15 protein-coding genes, 2 tRNA genes and 1 other RNA gene are annotated in these 17,151 nt (G+C 66.0%); 5 read left to right on the top strand and 13 right to left on the bottom strand.

The window, feature by feature from the left end; all coding sequences use genetic code 11:
• Window positions 1–9: 9 nt before the first annotated feature.
• From JOF55_RS15455 to JOF55_RS15420, 8 genes are all read right to left on the bottom strand, one after another.
• On the bottom strand, window positions 10–843 hold the full coding sequence (locus JOF55_RS15455; RefSeq protein WP_310274865.1) for a class I SAM-dependent methyltransferase: 834 nt from the start codon (window positions 841–843) through the stop codon (window positions 10–12).
• A gap of 199 nt (window positions 844–1,042) precedes the next feature.
• Window positions 1,043–1,412: a transfer-messenger RNA gene (ssrA, locus tag JOF55_RS15450) on the bottom strand.
• A 289-nt stretch (window positions 1,413–1,701) separates the two neighbouring features.
• Window positions 1,702–2,628: an amidohydrolase family protein gene (locus JOF55_RS15445; RefSeq protein WP_310274863.1), complete on the bottom strand. Its 927-nt coding sequence runs from the start codon at window positions 2,626–2,628 to the stop codon at window positions 1,702–1,704.
• A gap of 5 nt (window positions 2,629–2,633) precedes the next feature.
• Window positions 2,634–3,110 carry an SsrA-binding protein SmpB gene (gene smpB / locus JOF55_RS15440; protein WP_310274861.1) on the bottom strand — a complete coding sequence of 159 codons (477 nt, stop codon included), beginning with the start codon at window positions 3,108–3,110 and terminating at the stop codon, window positions 2,634–2,636.
• 21 nt (window positions 3,111–3,131) lie between these two features.
• Window positions 3,132–4,034, bottom strand: coding sequence for a permease-like cell division protein FtsX (gene ftsX / locus JOF55_RS15435; RefSeq protein ID WP_310274859.1), 903 nt, complete (start codon window positions 4,032–4,034; stop codon window positions 3,132–3,134).
• Between the two features lie 121 nt (window positions 4,035–4,155).
• Complete coding sequence (gene ftsE / locus JOF55_RS15430; protein ID WP_310274856.1) at window positions 4,156–4,845, bottom strand: cell division ATP-binding protein FtsE; 690 nt, start codon at window positions 4,843–4,845, stop codon at window positions 4,156–4,158.
• A gap of 170 nt (window positions 4,846–5,015) precedes the next feature.
• The gene (prfB, locus tag JOF55_RS15425; RefSeq protein WP_310274854.1) at window positions 5,016–6,125 is read right to left on the bottom strand and encodes a peptide chain release factor 2; all 1,110 of its coding nucleotides are present in this window, start codon (window positions 6,123–6,125) and stop codon (window positions 5,016–5,018) included.
• A gap of 97 nt (window positions 6,126–6,222) precedes the next feature.
• A complete protein-coding gene (locus JOF55_RS15420) occupies window positions 6,223–6,720 on the bottom strand; it encodes a PadR family transcriptional regulator (RefSeq protein WP_310274853.1) in 498 nt (165 codons plus the stop codon).
• A 389-nt stretch (window positions 6,721–7,109) separates the two neighbouring features.
• Between JOF55_RS15420 and JOF55_RS15415 the strand changes: the two genes are divergently transcribed.
• A complete protein-coding gene (locus JOF55_RS15415; RefSeq protein ID WP_310274852.1) occupies window positions 7,110–7,304 on the top strand; it encodes a hypothetical protein in 195 nt (64 codons plus the stop codon).
• Between the two features lie 172 nt (window positions 7,305–7,476).
• Here JOF55_RS15415 and JOF55_RS15410 read toward each other — a convergent pair.
• The 3 genes from JOF55_RS15410 to JOF55_RS15400 all read right to left on the bottom strand — a co-directional run bounded on the left by JOF55_RS15410 (window position 7,477) and on the right by JOF55_RS15400 (window position 10,824).
• Window positions 7,477–7,553: transfer RNA gene (locus JOF55_RS15410), tRNA-Met, on the bottom strand.
• A 136-nt stretch (window positions 7,554–7,689) separates the two neighbouring features.
• Window positions 7,690–7,766, bottom strand: a tRNA-Met gene (locus JOF55_RS15405).
• A 151-nt stretch (window positions 7,767–7,917) separates the two neighbouring features.
• Window positions 7,918–10,824 carry a UPF0182 family protein gene (locus tag JOF55_RS15400; protein ID WP_374727516.1) on the bottom strand — a complete coding sequence of 969 codons (2,907 nt, stop codon included), beginning with the start codon at window positions 10,822–10,824 and terminating at the stop codon, window positions 7,918–7,920.
• A gap of 233 nt (window positions 10,825–11,057) precedes the next feature.
• On the opposite strand from JOF55_RS15400, the gene JOF55_RS15395 reads away from it, so the two are divergent.
• Window positions 11,058–11,600: a PPA1309 family protein gene (locus JOF55_RS15395; RefSeq protein ID WP_310274848.1), complete on the top strand. Its 543-nt coding sequence runs from the start codon at window positions 11,058–11,060 to the stop codon at window positions 11,598–11,600.
• A gap of 64 nt (window positions 11,601–11,664) precedes the next feature.
• Here the strand turns inward: JOF55_RS15395 and JOF55_RS15390 are convergent, their stop codons facing one another.
• Window positions 11,665–12,690, bottom strand: coding sequence for a YlbL family protein (locus JOF55_RS15390; RefSeq protein ID WP_310274846.1), 1,026 nt, complete (start codon window positions 12,688–12,690; stop codon window positions 11,665–11,667).
• Between the two features lie 147 nt (window positions 12,691–12,837).
• Here JOF55_RS15390 and JOF55_RS15385 point away from each other — a divergent pair, with 147 nt between their 5' ends.
• Complete coding sequence (locus tag JOF55_RS15385; protein ID WP_310274844.1) at window positions 12,838–14,304, top strand: zinc-dependent metalloprotease; 1,467 nt, start codon at window positions 12,838–12,840, stop codon at window positions 14,302–14,304.
• 69 nt (window positions 14,305–14,373) lie between these two features.
• On the opposite strand, the gene JOF55_RS15380 is transcribed toward JOF55_RS15385, so the two are convergent.
• Window positions 14,374–14,940 carry a M48 metallopeptidase family protein gene (locus JOF55_RS15380; protein ID WP_310274842.1) on the bottom strand — a complete coding sequence of 189 codons (567 nt, stop codon included), beginning with the start codon at window positions 14,938–14,940 and terminating at the stop codon, window positions 14,374–14,376.
• Between the two features lie 275 nt (window positions 14,941–15,215).
• On the opposite strand from JOF55_RS15380, the gene JOF55_RS15375 reads away from it, so the two are divergent.
• Together JOF55_RS15375 and JOF55_RS15370 are read left to right on the top strand one after the other, a co-directional pair.
• Window positions 15,216–15,365 (top strand): DUF5679 domain-containing protein, encoded by a 150-nt coding sequence (locus JOF55_RS15375; RefSeq protein WP_310274840.1) that lies wholly within the window; start codon window positions 15,216–15,218, stop codon window positions 15,363–15,365.
• Between the two features lie 204 nt (window positions 15,366–15,569).
• On the top strand, window positions 15,570–16,880 hold the full coding sequence (locus JOF55_RS15370; protein WP_374727285.1) for an ABC1 kinase family protein: 1,311 nt from the start codon (window positions 15,570–15,572) through the stop codon (window positions 16,878–16,880).
• Window positions 16,881–17,151 lie beyond the last annotated feature (271 nt).

Below are 17,151 nucleotides of genomic sequence, written 5' to 3'. Positions count from 1 at the left end.
CTCCCGAGATCAGTGCTCCGGTCGGCGGCCGAAGTGCACGGTCTTCGCGGTCAGCAGGAACACATCCGCACGCTGGTCGACACCTGCCGGGTCGGCCGGATCGAGCAGCCGCTCCAGCGTCACCGCGTCCTCGGCGTCCAGGCGGTCACCGAGCATCTCGCGATGCCGCTCCAGCGACCGCCGGACGAACTGCCGTGGCCCCTCGGCCAGGGGCGCGGGGTGGTCCACGAGGAAGGTCTTGCTTCGCACGTCGGTGAGGCCCGCGGCCTGCAGCATGTCGGGCCAGTTCTCGGTCACCGCCACCGAGCCCGGTAGCTCGGCCCGCATCCGGTTGAACCGATCCGCCATGCTCGCATCCAGCCGCGCCTCCAGCCCGGGAATCCCGAAGCCCAGGTCGCGCGGCAGGCATCGGGTCGGCAGGCCGCCCTCGACGATGGCCAGCACGCCGTCGGGCTCGAGCAACCGGGCCAACTGCCGCAGCGCGCCCTGCTGATCACCGACGTGGTGCATGGCCTGCCCCGACCACACCAGGTCCGCCGGCCCCAGCTCGGCGAGTCCCTCCGGAAACTCGGCCACCCGAGTCCGTAGGCGGACGCCGAGTCGCTCGGCTCGTTCCGCTGCACGGGTCAGCAGTTCCGGCTCCCCATCCACTGCGGTGACCTCGGCCTGCGGGAACACCGCCGCCAACCGGCAGGCGGCGACCCCCGGCCCGCTGCCGATGTCCAGGACCCGCCGTGGTGCCAGATGCTTCAGCTCCTCGAATGCCTGCCGCACGTAGGGACTGTGCGTCTCGCCCTCGAGCTCCATCATGTCGGCCATCGCGGCCCAGTCGACGTCGTTCATCGGTCGAACACCTCCTGGCATCGACCATGTGCCCGAGCGGAACGATTTGACAAACATTTTTGCTGTTTTCGCAAATCAGGGAAGGAGCTCTCGCCGCAGTCCGGAAGCTGCTGCTACCGATCGCACACGCCCATCAGGTTCTCCCCCTCGAGACACAAAAAGGCTGCCCGGCGGCATCGCCGCCGGGCAGCTCCCTCGTCGGTGGAGGTGCCGGGAATTGAACCCGGGTCCTCCGTCGCCTCACCAAGACTTCTCCGTGCGCAGTTCGCTGTGTCTCTACTCGGCTTCACCGGTCTCGCGAACCAGCCGGTGTGACAAGCCCAGCCGCTGTAGGGTGTCCCACCAGGCTCCGCGGCCGAACCTGGCGGTCGAGCCTCCTAGTCGATGCCGGAATCCGGGACGGAGGCGTTCCCGGTCCGACAGAGTCGCTACTCGCTCAGGCGGCGAGGGCGAACTCGCGCTGACTCTTGTCGGCGCTTATTTGTTTACGGCGACGCTCTCGGTGGTCTCCCGTCTGCACCGGCACGCTTCCCTCGGATCAACGTACGGAGTCGAAACCGTTCACCCCCTTGTCGGAGCCCACTCTTCTGGCGGGCCGGTTCTCCTGGTGGACCGAATCCTTCCGGATCGGCCCGCACGTGACCCGTCCTTCGGATCACTCCGCGATTGCCACCAAGGCTAACGCCTCAACGGCGGCAATCATTCCCGGATCACCCAATGAACGTATCACGATTCCGCGCGATCTTGCGATCCACGCCGCGAGCACCGCAGCCCTCTTGCGGAGAGCCGCCACGGAGCAACCCCACCGAAAACCCCACAGCGGAGGTTACCCGCGGACCTGCCGCGCTCACGTTTTGTTCAACGCCTGGCACCTTCGCTGTGTTCCAGCCCCAGGAGCCGAGCGGGTGTGTCGTACAACACAGCACGAAGGAAGTTCCGGCCAAGACGATCATCGGCGGCCGCCCAACCGCCGATCGCAGCGAGTTGCTCCGCGTAAGGATACGGGATGTTCGGATAGTCCGAACCCAGCACCACGCGATCGGCGACCGGAACCAGCCGCGCCGACCAGTCCTTCGGCAACGGTGCGATCCTTTCGGTGAACCCGACCCCCACCATCGTGGTGTCCAGATGCACCTTCGGATACCGCTCGACCAAGTCCAACGCCACGCCGTACTCGGGCATTCCCGCGTGCGCGAGCACCGCCACGAGGTTCGGATGCCGGGCGAGAACCTCGCCGAAGACATCCAGCCCGGTGTGCTGTCCCCGCAGCGGGCCGTGCCCGCAGTGCACCACCACCGGAACCGCCGCCTCGGCAAGCAGGCCCCACGCCTCGTCCAGCAGCGGATCGCGGGGATCGAACTCACCGACCTGGACGTGCGCCTTCACACACCGCACCCCCGCACGCAAGGCCCTGCCGAGATAGGCGGCCACACCGGACTCCGGATACATCGTCGCGGTCGGTACCGCACCGTCGGTGTCGCGACCGAAATCCACCGCCCACTCGGTCAGCCATTCGGCCATTCCCGATTTGTGCGGATACACCAGCGGGGCGAACGCCTCCACCCCCAGATCCGCCAGCACGCGCAACCGGGTCGGCTCGTCGTAGCGGTACTGCACCGGCCAGTCCAGCCCGTAGTGCGTCCCGGCCGCGTCGAAGTAGGCCCACACCTTGTGCAGCACCCGTTCCGGCAGGAAGTGCGTGTGGATGTCGACCAGGCCGGGCAGGCCGAGCTTGCTCAGCCACGGCCGGATCTCCTCGTCATGGGACGGCGTGTCCGGCTCCATCGGCACTACCGCATGCCCTTGCGCGCTCGACCGATCGCACGTTGCATCTCGCGCTGGGCGTCCCGCTCCGCCATGTCCCGGCGCTTGTCGTGCTTTTTCTTGCCTCGGGCGAGCGCAAGTTCGACCTTGGCCTTGCCCTCGGAGAAGTACAGCGACAGCGGAATCAGGCTCAGGCCGCTCTCCTTCGTCTTGCCGAGCAGGCGCTCGATCTCTCCCCGATTCAGCAGCAGCTTACGCGTCCGACGTGGTTCGTGGTTGGTCCACGTTCCCTCGGCGTATTCGGGGATGTGCATGTTGCGCAGCCACACTTCCCCGTCGTCGATAGTGGCGAACGCGTCCACCAGCGAGGCGCGCCCCTGCCGCAAACTCTTGACTTCGGTACCGGTCAGCGCGATGCCGGCCTCGTAGTTGTCCAGCACCGACCAGTCGTGCCGCGCCTTGCGGTTCTGCGCGATCAGCTTGCGGCCGCGTTCCTTAACCATGCCCGCGACTCTAGCCGCCGGTCACAACCGCACGTACAGGCGCAGGGTGAGATAGCCGGTGATCGCCGAGATCCCTCCGGCCACCAGGAGCAGGATCGGTGAGACGTAGAGGATATCGGCGTAGCCGATCCGCGGGATCACCCCGGTGCCCAGCACCGGCGCCATGACCTTGTCGATGAACAGCACCTTCGACATCAGCAACCCGCCGACGGCCAGCACCGCACCGACGAGGCCGGATACCACCGCCTCCAGCAGGAACGGCAGCTGCGTGTACCAGCGGGTCGCCCCCACCAGACGCATGATGCCGGTCTCGGTACGGCGGTTGAACGCGGAAAGCTGAATCGTGTTCGAGATGAGCATCAGCGCCGCCAGGGCCTGAATCAGCGCAATGGCGAACGTCGCGTTGCGGACACCGTTGAGGACACCGAACAGGTCCTTGAGGTACTGGGCCTGGTTGACGACGCTGTCCACTCCGGTGCGGCCCTTGAACTCCTGTTTGATGGCCGCGAACCGTGCGGGATCGTCCAGTTTCAACCGCAGCGAAGCAGGCAGTGCCTCGGGCCGCACCACCTCACGAAGCTGGGGCTGGGATTCGAACAACTTGTTGAAGTGGTCGAAAGCCTCCTGGCGGCTTTCATAACTCACCGACTCCACGCCGGAGGTCTGCTTCAGGTCGGAAAGTATCCCCGCGCACGGCTGCTTGCTGCAGGTCGAGTCGTTGGCGCTGACATCGTCGGTCATGAACACCACGACCTCGACCTGGTTCTGGTAGGTCTCCTGCATCCGATCGATCAACCGGACGACGAGCAGACCGCCGCCGAGCAGGCCGAGCGAGATCGCCGTGGTCAGGATCATCGCGATCGTCATCGTCACATTGCGACGAAGGCCGTTGACGACCTCGCTGAATACGAAGCTCGCGCGCATGGTGTGTCAGCTTTCCGTATCGGTCCCGAAGGGGCTGGTCGGCGTCAGTGGGCCGGCCCCGCAGAGGGCCGGGTCTCGAAACTTGAGAAGGCGGGCTCTCATGGCCGGTGGAAAACGGGGCTCAGCGGCCGACGCCGTACACGCCCCGCGCGTCGTCCCGGATGACCTTGCCGAAGCTCAGTTCGACGACGCGCCGACGCATCGAATCCACGATCGAATGATCATGGGTGGCCATCACCACGGTCGTACCGGTGCGGTTGATCCGTTCCAGCAACAGCATGATGTCCTGGCTGGTATCGGGATCCAGATTCCCGGTCGGCTCGTCACACATCAACACCAACGGGCGATTGACGAACGCCCGAGCAATCGCGACGCGCTGTTGCTCGCCGCCGGAAAGCTCGTGCGGCATCCGGTCGGCCTTACCATCCAGCCCCACGAGCTGCAGAACCTCGGGTACGACCTTGCGAATCGTGTGCCGCGGCTTACCGATGACCTCGAGCGCGAAAGCGACGTTCTCGGCAACCGTCTTGTTGTTGAGCAGTCGGAAATCCTGGAAGACGCAGCCCACGCGCTGGCGCAGGCGGGGAACGCGTCGTCTCGGCAGCTTGGCGACGTTCCAGTCGGCCACGATCACCCTGCCTCGGCTGGGCACGTCCTCGCGCAGCAGCAGCCGCAGGAAGGTCGACTTGCCCGAGCCCGAGGGGCCGATGAGGAACACGAACTCACCCTTGTCCACGGATACCGAGACATCCTCAAGAGCTGGACGGGTCGACGTCTTGTACGACTTTGACACGTGTTCGAGCCGGATCACGGGGCGTGAGCTTACCTGCGACCATTTGGGGGACTCGACGCACCCATGCTGGTGGTTGTACCACTCCCGACAGAGACGAGTTCCCGATCGGTTCCGCGGATGACTCGCCCCGTTGGACGGTTTCGCGCGAAACCACACGCACCCGCACCGGCAGGTGGGCAGGAGACCTCTCAGGCAGCCTGGTTCTGCTGGCTCCGCCAGCGGATACCCGCGTCCAGGAGCCCGTCGATCTGCCCCTCCAGCACGGCGTCGGGGTTACCGATCTCGTAGTCGGTACGCAGGTCCTTGACCATCTGGTACGGGTGCAGCACGTAGGAGCGCATCTGGTTGCCCCAGCCCGAACCACTGCCGTCCTTGAGCGCATCGAGTTCGGCCTGCTCCTCCTCGCGCTTACGTGCGAGGAGCTTGGATTGCAGCACGCGCATCGCAGCCGCCCTGTTCTGGAGCTGCGACTTCTCGTTCTGGCAGGAAACGACGATGCCGGTCGGCAGATGCGTGAGCCGCACCGCCGAGTCGGTCGTGTTCACGCTCTGCCCGCCGGGACCGGACGAGCGGAAGACATCCATCCTGATGTCCTTGTCGGAGACCTCGACGTGGTCGGTCTCCTCCACCACCGGAAGGACCTCGACCCCGGCGAACGAAGTCTGCCTGCGTCCCTGGTTGTCGAACGGTGAGATACGCACCAGGCGGTGCGTCCCCTGCTCGACCGAGAGCGTGCCGTAGGCGAACGCGGCGTCGACTCGGAACGTCGCCGATTTCACGCCGGCCTCTTCGGCATAGGAGGTGTCGTAGACCTCGACCGGGTAGCCGTGCCGCTCCGCCCAGCGCAGGTACATCCGCATCAACATCTCGGCGAAATCGGCGGCATCCACGCCGCCGGCCTCGGCACGGACCGTCACCATCGCCGAGCGCTCGTCGTACTCCCCCGACAGCAGGGTGCGAACCTCGAGATCGGCGAGATCCTTGCGAAGCCGCTCACGCTCCTCGTTGGCCTCGGCAAGACTGGCGCTGTCGCCCTCGTCCTCACCGAGTTCGTACAGGACCCCCAGGTCGTCCAGGCGCTGGCGCAGGGTGGTCACCTTACGCAGGTCCGCCTGCTTGTACACGAGCTGACTGCTGACCTTCTGCGCGTACTCGACGTCGTCCCACAGATCCGGCCGGGCGGACTCCTCCTCCAGTTCCGCAATCCGCGCACGCAGGGTGTCGAGGTCCATCACGCGCTCGATACCCTCGAGCGTGGTGGACAGGTCCTTGAGATCGGCGGCGACGTCGGGATTCACAGTATTCCAGCCTACTTGACGTGCTCGTGCCTGCGACGAGGACGGGCGAGGAGCGCCGTGGAGCGCCCGACAGGAGACTCGCACCGTCTTACGGTGCTCACTCCGGGATGGCGTCGAGCAGCTTGATGATGGCCCGATTATAGGCCACGGTGAAATCCGCGGTCGCCTTCTCGTACGGGTCGCTGGCGGCCTTGGCCGTGCTCCTCGACTCGCTGAGCTTCTGCGTGTACTGCTCGCGAGCGGAGTTCACCAGGTTGGCCCGCTGCTTCGGAGTGAGTGCGCCCGCGTGGTAGAGGCGCAGAATCAGCGGACTGCGCACATTATCCGGCCCCGGTTCCGTGTTCAGCCACGACTTGAAGGCACGCTTTCCGGCCGCGGTAATGACATACTGCTGGCTGGAGCGCGGTCCCTGCTTACCGAGGCGTAGCAGTCCCGCATCGGTCATCACGGGCAGCTCCCGATAAACCTGACTGCGGGTCACGCTGAAGAACCCGCCGAAGCGCTCGGCGGCGGCAGCCACGAGCTGCCCACCGGTCTTCGGACCTTCGTGCAGCAGCCCCAGCAGGGCTGCGGATGTCGCATTCAGCTCGGTCACACCACCACGGTGCCATGCGAGCGCGATGCTGTCCACAATGGTCGAGTTCTGTCCATTGTGCTGCACTGAACCGCCCCGAGTGGCCGGGCACGGAAGCTGTGCCCCAGCCCCGCCTCATTCGCCCTACCCATCCATCCTGCCCGTAACTCGTCCTGTCCACACACCTCGACAGCCGAGGCAAAACACATTCGAAGAATCCACGCCGGAGTCACGCATACAACACCCTCCCGCGGAGGGGGTACTCCGGACGGGCGCTCTTGGTGGGCCGAAGAGGGGTAATCCCGCGCCAAGCCTGCACAGCAGCCGGTAATACCGGCACCCTTCCCCCTGGCCGACCAGTCAGCGGCCACAGGAGATCGGCAAAGGAGGCATCCGAGGTGCATCGAAGTTTGTTGCGAACCAAGCTCGCGGCAGGCAGGACGAAGGTGACCAATAAAGTCACCGAACGTGCCAAGTCGGTGATGCCCGTGCAGGGCGACACCCACCCGTGCATCGTGTGCGGACGCAAAATGCGCTTCTACCGCACCGGGGGCGGGGAAGGGCGCGTGTGCTCACCGCGCTGCGCCAAATCCTGGGCCGGCTGACCGCAGTGATCCGCAGCGGGGCGACAACGTCGATCCCTTCGGCCCGCTCGCCCCGCTCCGGAGGCTTCGCCTCCTCGCGTGCTCCCGCTCGACAGCGGGAGCCGGTCCATCGGGACACAGGGCCGACGACAACGACGAAGGCCCCGGAAGCAATGCCCGGGGCCTTCGTGGCTGGTAGCGGGGACAGGATTCGAACCTGCGACCTCTGGGTTATGAGCCCAGCGAGCTACCGAACTGCTCCACCCCGCGCCGTGTTTCGTTGTAATGATGACTCTACACCACACCCATTGGACCCCACTGCAGGGGGGTGGGTTCACCCGCGGAGCTCCGGCACCGCCGACTCACGAAGTCGGCCCCCGAACCCGAAGGTTCGAGGGCCGATGGCTGGTAGCGGGGACAGGATTCGAACCTGCGACCTCTGGGTTATGAGCCCAGCGAGCTACCGAACTGCTCCACCCCGCGCCGTGTTTCGTTGTATCTTCACTCTAATAGACGAAAGAACCTCCGTGCAACTCCGGGGCCGCATCCATGACCCACGTCACTCTCAGCCGCTCGGACGGCCGGTGTGGGTAATCGACCAACCCACACCGGCCCGAGGCCAGGGTGATCAGGTTCAGCCGCCGCTGCCCTGAGCCTGCTCGAAGCGCCGGGTGGCCTCCTCGAGTTGCTGGAACGCCGAACCGAGTTCACCGAGGTTACCGGACTGCTGCGCGGAACGGATCCGATCCAGCGCGGCCTGGATGTCGCTCACCGCCTGAGCCACCTCCGGGTCGGCGGGCTGCCCCGAAGGCTGCTGCCCGTCCTGTGGTGGCTGCTGCCCGTCCTGTGGTGGCTGCTGCCCGTTCTCCGTCTGCTGCTCGTCACCGGATCCTGCCGCCGTGTCGGCCTGCTCGCCGGCACCGGCACCGAACACCTGCTCCAGCGACTCCCCCAGCGTCGGCGCGTAGCCGACCTTGCCACCGAAGTAGGTGAGCACCCTGGCCAGCTGCGGATACGTGTTCTCGCTGCTCGGCTGGATGTAGATCGGTTCCACATACAGCAGCCCGCCCTGCACCGGCAGCGTCAGGAGGTTGCCGAACCTCGGGCGGACACCGGGGTTGTCGAACAGGGTCCTGTCCTGGGTGACCTTCGGTGTCGACTCCATCTGGCGCTGCACCTGGACGGGACCCGGTGTCTGCGTGTTCGTCGGCAGTTGCAGCAACGTGAACTGCCCGTAGGTCTCCGGCGCCGAGGAGACCGACACCCAGGAGGCGAGGTTCGGCCTGCGCAGGGCCGTCAACGAGCTCGTGAGCTGGAAGGTCGGCCTGTTCTGCGTGGGGTTCTGGGCCAGCACGTAGTACGGCGGCTGCTTGTCCGCCGAATTGTTGCCGCCGCTGGTGTGCGGGTCCGAGGGAACCTGCCAGAAGCCCTGGTTGGAGTAGAAGGCACCGGGGTCGTCCACGTGGTACTGGGTCAACATCGTGCGCTGCGTGTTGAACAGATCTGTCGGGTAGCGGAAGTGCTGACGCAGCTCGGGGCTGATGGCGCTTTCGGGCTTGACCAGTCCCGGGAAGATCCCCTTCCACGCCTTCAGAACCGGATCCTGCTGGTCGACGGTGTACAGGGTGACGGTCCCGTCATAGGCATCCACGGTGATCTTGACCGAGTTCCGGATGTAGTTGATCTGCTGATCCGGCTGTGGCGGACCACCCTGCGAATCGCTGCTCGCCTGACCGAACGAGGTCAGCTGCGAGTACGGGTAGTTGTTCAGCGTGGTGTAGCCGTCGAGGATCCACTTGACCTCGCCGTTGATCACCGCCGGGTACGAGTCGCCGTCGAGCTTGAGCCACGGAGCGACCTCCTGGACCCGCTCGCGCGGATTGCGCTTGTGGATGAGCTTCGACTCGGAACCGATCGCCTGGTTGAACAGGATGTTGCGCTCACCGTAGTAGGCGGCGTATGTCAGCCGTTTGAACCAGTTGCCGATCGCGACGCCACCCTCGCCCTTGTAGGTGTACTTCGAGTTGGGCGTGTCGTACTCGCGCGGCGCGGCACCCGGATCACCACCGACGATGGCGTAGTCCTGGACCAGTTCCCCGTAGTACACCCGGGGCTGGTCGACCGGAATCCGGCCCTTGCCGTTGTTGGAGACGTCGCTCATCGAGAACACCGGGTAGCTGCCCACATCGGCCCCTTCACCGGGCACGGAGTCGACACGGTCGGCGGGGGCGGTGACGAAGCCGTTGCCGTGGGTGTAGACCATGTGCCGGTTGATCCAGGACTGCTGGTTGGCAGCCAGCCCGTCGGTGTTGATCCCGCGTACCGCGACGAGGTAGTCCTGCAACTCCCCTTGAGCATTGCGGTACCGGTCGATGTCCAGCTCGTCCGGGAAACCGTAGAAGTTGTACTGCTGCTGCAGCTGGGTGAAGGTCTCCGAGAGCAGGGTCGGGTCCAGCAACCGAATGTTGGAGATGGTGCCCTCGTCCTGGGCGACCTCCTCGGCCGAGACGTTGCTGGTGCCCTTGTAAGAAACCTCGTTGATCTTGTTCTTGGTGATGCCGTAGGCCTGCCGCGTGGCATTGATGTTGCGCTGGATGGACTGTGCCTCGCGCTGCTTGGCGTTCGGTTCGACCGAGAACTGCTGCAGCAGGGCCGGCCACAGGGCACCGACGACCAGGCTCGACAGCACCAGCAGGACCGTTGCCAGCGCCGGGATCTGCAGGTTCCGCAGGAACACCGCGGCGAAGAACGCGACCGCGCAGAAGAGCGCGATGCACATCAGGATCAGCTTGGACGGCATGACCGCGTGCAAGTCGGTGTAGGTGGCACCGGTGAACAGGTCACTGCGCTGCGAAAGCAGCAGATCGTAGCGGTCGAAGAAGAAGTCGACCGCCTTGAGCAGCACGAAGATTCCCGCCAGCACCGCGAGCTGGACCCGCGCGGGCACCGACACCTGAGCGGACCGCCCGGCCAGTCGAATACCGCCGAAGATGTAGTGCGTGACCAGGGCCCCGATGAAGGAGAGCGCCACTGCGACGAAGCCCAGGGCCAGCAGCCAGCGGTAGAAGGGGAGTTCGAAGGTGTAGAAGCTGATGTCATGACCGAACTGGGGATCGGTCCTGCCGAACGAGGCGCTGTTGAAAAACAGCTGGACCGTCTTCCAGTAGCCCTGACCCGCGAGCCCGGCGATCACTCCCACGATGACGGGAAGGCCGATGCCGATCAGCTTGGAGCGCTCGGTGACCACCGCCCGATAGCGTGCCAGCGGATCCTCCGGGCCGCCCATCGGCACGAACACCGGCCGCTTGCGGTAGGCCAACCACAGGTTGAACGCCAGAATCCCACCGATGAAAGCGCCCACGGCTGCCCACACGGCAATGCGCGTCAGCACGATCGTGGTGAAGATCCCGCGGTAACCGACCTCGCCGAACCACAGCCAATCCACATACGTACCCACCAACCGCGAGCCGGCGATCAGCGCGACGAGCACAACGGCTCCCAGGATCAGCAGGATCCTGCTACGTCGGGACAGTTTCGGCATTCCGACCGGCCTTGTGGCCACAGCGCACTCTCCTGACGACGATCCTCGAACTGGGGGTGCGAGCACATGCTACGCACCGGGTCACCCCGTGCGGTCAACTCTACGACCTTGTTTTCGTCGCCTGGGACGGCGCCCGTGGATTCGGGTGAAAAAGACATTCACCGCGTCACCGGCAGCACGTCACCGGCCGGTCCTGCGGAAGGCCCGTATCCGATCGGTGCGAGCATGGATGAATGTCCACCGCATCAGCCGACGAGAGGGCTGCGGGCCTGCCCGTGGTCGTGCGCGAGATCGAAGAGTTCGCAGGCACGACGGGGTGGGACCAACCACCTCGGATGTTCGCGCTCGTGCCCACTCGCGAGCTCCTCGCCGCCGAACCGAACCTGGCCGAACAACTCGATCCCGAATCGGTGTTCACCCCCATCGCCCAGGACGAACTCCCTGCCCAGGACCTCGCCGAAGCACTGGCACGAATCAGCTGGCCGGAACAGGTCGCAGGCTGTGCACTGGTGCAGGAGATCGTCGTCCTGCCCCCCGAAGCGGAGGACGAACTCCCCGGCGACGGCGAGGCCGCACAGGCGGCGGCCGCCGAGCATCCCGACCGCCAGGAGGCGCGGTTGGTCGCGGGTGTTCTCCGCGAGGGCGGTGAGGCCTGTGTGATGCGTCTGCGCAATACCGGCGAGGACAGCGACACCGGCGAGGACCAGGGGGAGCTCCTCCAGGACACCTCACTCGCACCGAACCTGTTGCACGCCCTCCGCGAAACGTTCGCCTGAGCGGAGTGGTTCCCCGAGCCTGCCGGGACGGTTGCCGAACCGCCGCGCTGTTCAGCACGTCGGTTCAGCACGTCGGCGGGGACTGACCGGCGCGGATGGCGGCCAGTGCCTCGGTCGCGTCGGTCAGCGTGGAGACCTTGACGAGCTTCAACCCCTCCGGCGCCTGCGGTTCGGCCACCGCGCAGTTCTCGGCGGGCGTGAGGAACACGGTCGCCCCGGCCTCCCTGGCCTCGACCATCTTGAATCCGATGCCACCGATCGGCCCGACCTCGCCCTGCGCATTGATTTCACCGGTGCCCGCGACGAATCGACCCCCATTGATCGGTCCCGGGGTGAGCTTGTCCACGATCGCCAGGGAGAACATCAGTCCCGCCGACGGGCCGCCGACATCGGCGAGGCTGATGTCGATGGTGAAGTCGACATCCGGGCGGGCCACCGGATTGACCCCGAGGAAACCCTGTGGCTTGTCGTCGGGACGCTCGGCGAGTTGCACGGTCACGGTGCGGGGCGACTGCCCTTGGTGCTGGAAGGTGATCTGCACTCGCTCACCCGGTCGTGTGTCCGACAGCGCCGCACTCAACGACGGCGGATCGGTCACCGGGTCACCGTCCGCGGCGATCAGCCGGTCACCGGGTGCGATGACCCCGTCGGCCGGGCTGCCCCGGACGATCCTGTCCGCGACCACTTTCATGGGATAACCGAGGTAGCGCAGCGCCGCCGTCTCGGCAGCGGTCTGGGAATGCCGGAACGCCCTGGTGTTCTTGCGCTCGATCTCCTTTTCGGTCTTGCCCGGCGGAAAGTACACTTCGCGCGGAGCAAGCGCATAGCGACCGCTGACCCACAGTCCCAGGGCCCCGAACAGCGAGAGCTGGTCGGTGACCGACACCGTGGTCATGTTCAAGTGGCCTGCGGTCGGGTACGTTTTCTCCTCGCCGATCCGGACGACCGGCACGCCTCCCTCGGCGGCGAGCGTGTTGTACGTCGGGCCCGGCCCGAGTGCCACGTACGGTACGCGCGCAAACGCGCCCAACAACCCGAAAACGACGACCAGGGCGACACTGGTCAGCAGCGTCCATGTTCGGCGGCTCACGGCATGACACCCTACGTGTCCGGCCCGGGCAACCGTGGCCGCCGGTAAGCACGAAACGCCGCGCGCCGGGATGCCTCCGTTTCGCCGAGGGCGAGCAATCCGCCGGACGGCTACTGTCCGGCGGAGTCTTCCGCGTACGGTGGAACCATGAGTGATGTGCCGTTCGGGTTCGGCCCCCACGATCCCAACAACGAGGATCCCGATGATCGCGACAAGGGCGACTCGTCGGAAGGGCGCTCCGGCAGTGGTGCCGGGAATTCCGGAAACTCGGGTAACCAGATACCCGGTTTCGGCGGTATGCCCGGCCCGGGCGGCATGCCCAATTTCGACATCGGAGCGCTCGGCCAGATGCTGACTCAGCTCGGCCAGGTCCTTAGCCAATCCGGCGGTGGGGGCGAAGGTCCGGTCAACTACGACCTGGCCAAGCAGCTGGCCGTGCAGCAGCTGCACAGCAACCAGACCACCGAACGTCCGAGCCAGGAGCAGGTCAAGTCCATCGAGGAGAGCATTCGCCTCGCCGAAATGTGGCTCGACCCGGTGACCTCCTTGCCGGTCGGTACTCATGCTGTGCAGGTCTGGTCGTCGGTGGATTGGGTGGAAAAGACCCTCCCCACGTGGCAACGGCTGTGCGATCCGGTCGCGCAGCGGGTGTCCAGCGCGTGGCTGGACGCGATGCCGGAGGAGGCCAAGCAGGCCGCCGGGCCGCTGCTGTCCATGCTCGGCCAGATGGGTGGGCTCACCTTCGGTTCCCAGCTCGGGAACGCACTGGCCCAACTCGGCGGCGAGGTGCTGACGTCGACCGATATCGGACTTCCGCTCGGCCCCGAGGGAACCGCCGCACTCCTGCCCGCCAATGTCGGCCGGTTCGGCGAAGGGCTGGATCGGCCCGTGGGTGAGATCACCGTTTTCCTCGCTGCGCGTGAGGCGGCGCACCACCGCCTGTTCAGCCATGTGCCGTGGCTGCGGCAGCGGTTGCTGGCCACGGTCGAGGAATACGCGCAGGGGATTCGGATGGATACCTCCTCGCTGGAGGACCTGGCGAGCAGGATCGATCCGACCGACCCGAGTTCGATGCAGGAGCTGATGAGCTCCGGCATGCTCGAACCACAGACCACCCCCGAGCAGCAGGCTGCGCTCAACCGTCTGGAGAACCTGCTGGCGCTGGTCGAGGGTTGGGTGGATGTCGTCGTCACCGATGCGATCGGCGAACGCTTGCCGGGAGCCGAAGCGCTGAGCGAGACCATCCGCCGCCGCCGCGCGAGCGGTGGCCCTGCGGAGCAGACATTCGCCACGCTGGTCGGCCTGGAGCTACGGCCACGCAGGTTGCGTGCGGCAGGCACGCTGTGGCGGTTGCTGACCGAGCGGCACGGCATCGCCGTTCGTGACCGGGTCTGGGATCACCCCGATCTGCTGCCCGGTGCGGAAGACCTCGACGAACCGCTGGACTTCGCCGACAGGTGGGGTACGAGCAACGAGGATCTGGATGACCCGATTGCGGCCATCCGTCGTGCCGAAGCCAAGGAGCAGGGCACCCAAGAAGGCGACGACACGCCGCACGACGAGGACCGCGGCGACAGCGACGAGGACCGCGGCGACAGCGACGAGGACCGCTGAGCCCCATAAAATTGCAGTTTCGCGCGAAACCGCAAAAATGTGATTTCGCGCGAAACTGTACATCCGGGCTCAGGTGTCGGACTTGCTGCCGAGTGGGGTTTCGACATCGCCGTCCAGGTCGAGTTCGAGATGCGCGGCGGCGGACAGTCCCTCCAGGTACCCGATGGCCCGTTCGGTTTTCGGATAGCCGCGTACCCACGCCCAGAAGTCGGCACCGTGCCCCGGAACCAGCAGGTGCGCGAGTTCGTGCACGAGCACGTAGTCGAGCACCCAGCCGGGCACATCGCGGAGGCGCCGGCTCACCCGGATGGTGCCCTCACTCGGCGTGCAGGAGGCCCATCGCGTCCGCATCGGCCGTACCCAGCGAACACCGTGGGGCACGGCACGACCGTCGAGATACTTCTCCGACAGTTGACGGCAGCGTTCGACGAGTGCCTCATCCGATTCGCGCGCCGGTGACCGTCGCCGTGTCTCGCTACGCTGCAGGCGACTGAGCATGTCGGCCACCCAGCGCTTCTCCTCGGTCCGGCTCATCCTGTCCGGCAGTAGCACGATCACCTTGTCGCCGTCCCGATAGGCGCTGACCGTCTGCCGCCGACGTTTGCTGCGGCGCACTTCAACCTGCGGTTCGGTCACGGGAGGTGACCTTAGCGAGTGGCCCCGATGATCGGAGGACCCTGTGAGCGAGGCCGCATGCCGGGGTCGCGATTCGGAGGCTGCTCCACGTGGAAAACCATCCCAGGTATCGCTACCCAGAGTAGTATCCGCGGAACTGGTCCATTCAGCCGAACATGCGATGCGCCATATGCATGCATACCGATGCGTCCACGGGTACCGTTTGCCCAGCGCGGCCCGGATCCGTGCTCCACAGCCGGCAACGATGCTGGATGACGACCAGAAGGAGGGCTGCCGTGGCCGAGACGTACAACGGCTACTGCGTGAAGTGTCGGGCAAAGCGTGATTTTTCCGGCGAGGTCTCGGAAACCAACGGCCGGCGGATGGCCAAGGGCACCTGCCCGGTGTGTGGGACGAAGATGACGCGCATTCTCGGCAAAGCATGAGTTCCGCAGGCGGGTGATCTCGCCGAGGGATCACCCGCGTGCACCACGCACCCACACCACATTCCCGGTTCGCCCGCGCGATCCGCGTTGACGATCATGGCCCACGGACCACGGGAAACCTCTAGCATGTGAGCGGGTCCCCGAAAAGCTGGAACCGGGGACCGGCATGAGCTGTGCGCTCCTGCCCGCTGGAAGGGAGTATCCGTGACTGATATGCCCCGCCGTGCGGCACAGCGAACCGCCAAGCTGGCTGGTCTGCCCTTCGGTGTCGCGGGAAGAATGGCCGCCGGATGGGGGCGGCGGCTCACCGGCCACGATGCCGACGAGATCAACGCCGAAGTGTCGGCTCGCACCGCGGAACAGCTGTTCGCCGTGCTCGGGCAGCTCAAGGGCGGTGCGATGAAGTTCGGACAGGCCCTGAGCGTGTTCGAGGCGGCCGTCCCGGACGAGATGGCCGAGCCGTACCGCGAGGCATTGTCCAAACTACAGGCGGCTGCGCCGCCGATGTCCGAGAAGAGCGTGTGGCGCACACTCGACGAGCAGCTCGGTAGCACCTGGCACGAACGGTTCACCGAGTTCGACGAGACACCGGCGGCTGCCGCGAGCATCGGCCAGGTGCATCGCGCACGGTGGCACGATGGCCGCGAGGTCGCCGTCAAGATTCAGTATCCGGGTGCCGACGAGGCGCTGCGCTCGGACTTACGCCAGCTCATGCGGTTCTCCCGACTGTTTCAGTCGCTGGCCCCCGGTGCCGAGATCAAGCCGCTGCTCAGGGAGTTGCAGGATCGGATGGTCGAGGAACTCGACTATCGCACCGAATCGGAGAACCAGCGTGTCTTCGCGGCGGCTTTCGACGGTGACGACCGGATCCGCATTCCGCGGGTCGTGGCCAGTTCACCCAAGGTCATGGTCACCGAATGGGTGACGGGAATGCCCTTCTCCCGCATCATTGCCGAGGGATCACGCGAACAGCGGGACGAGGCCGGCCGCCTGCTCAGTGAGTTTCATTTCTCGTCTCCCGCGCGATCGGGTCTGCTGCACGCCGATCCACACCCCGGCAACTTCCAACTGCTGCCCGACGGGCGACTGTGCGTGATCGACTTCGGTGCGGTGTCCCGGCTACCGGACGGGCTCCCCACAACGATGGGGCGCATGCTGCGCCTGGCTCTGGAGGATCGATCCGAGGAGTTACTGGACCTGCTGCGTACCGACCGCTTCGTCCACACCGACTCCACCCTCCGGGCCGAGGACGTGCAAGCCTACCTCGGACCATTCGTGGATCCGGTACGCACCGAGACCTTCCATTTCACCCGTTCGTGGATGCAGCAGCAGGCCGATCGCGTCGGTGATCTGCGCAGCCCGGACTTCCGCACCGGCCGGTCACTGAACCTGCCGCCGGACTACCTGCTGATCCACCGGGTCACTCTCGGTGCCACCGGAATCCTGTGCCAACTCGACGCCGAGGTACGGGCCCGCGAGATCATCGCAACGTGGCAACCCGGGTTCGCCGAATAGACGTGCCCGTTCGCTCCGGCGGAGTCCCGGCTTTTCGAAAAACCGGGACTCCGCCGGGTGGAGCCATGACGCCGGCACGGCCTCCACCCCGACTTCCTTACTACCGCAGCGCCCGGTCGGCCCGGTGAGCCGCGTAGCGCGAGAGCCAACGCCACCAGCGTCCCGCACGCCAACGGCGGATCCACCGTCGGTGTTCCGCTTCACGCAGTGACTCCTGACATCGTATTCGGATCAATTCCTCGGTGATCAGCATTCGGATCGCCTTTCTACG

The sequence above is a fragment of the Haloactinomyces albus genome, assembly GCF_031458135.1.
Lineage (GTDB): Bacteria > Actinomycetota > Actinomycetes > Mycobacteriales > Pseudonocardiaceae > Haloactinomyces > Haloactinomyces albus.
The sequence above is the reverse complement of the archived record's forward strand: the minus strand, read 5'-3'. Positions and strand labels throughout refer to the sequence as shown.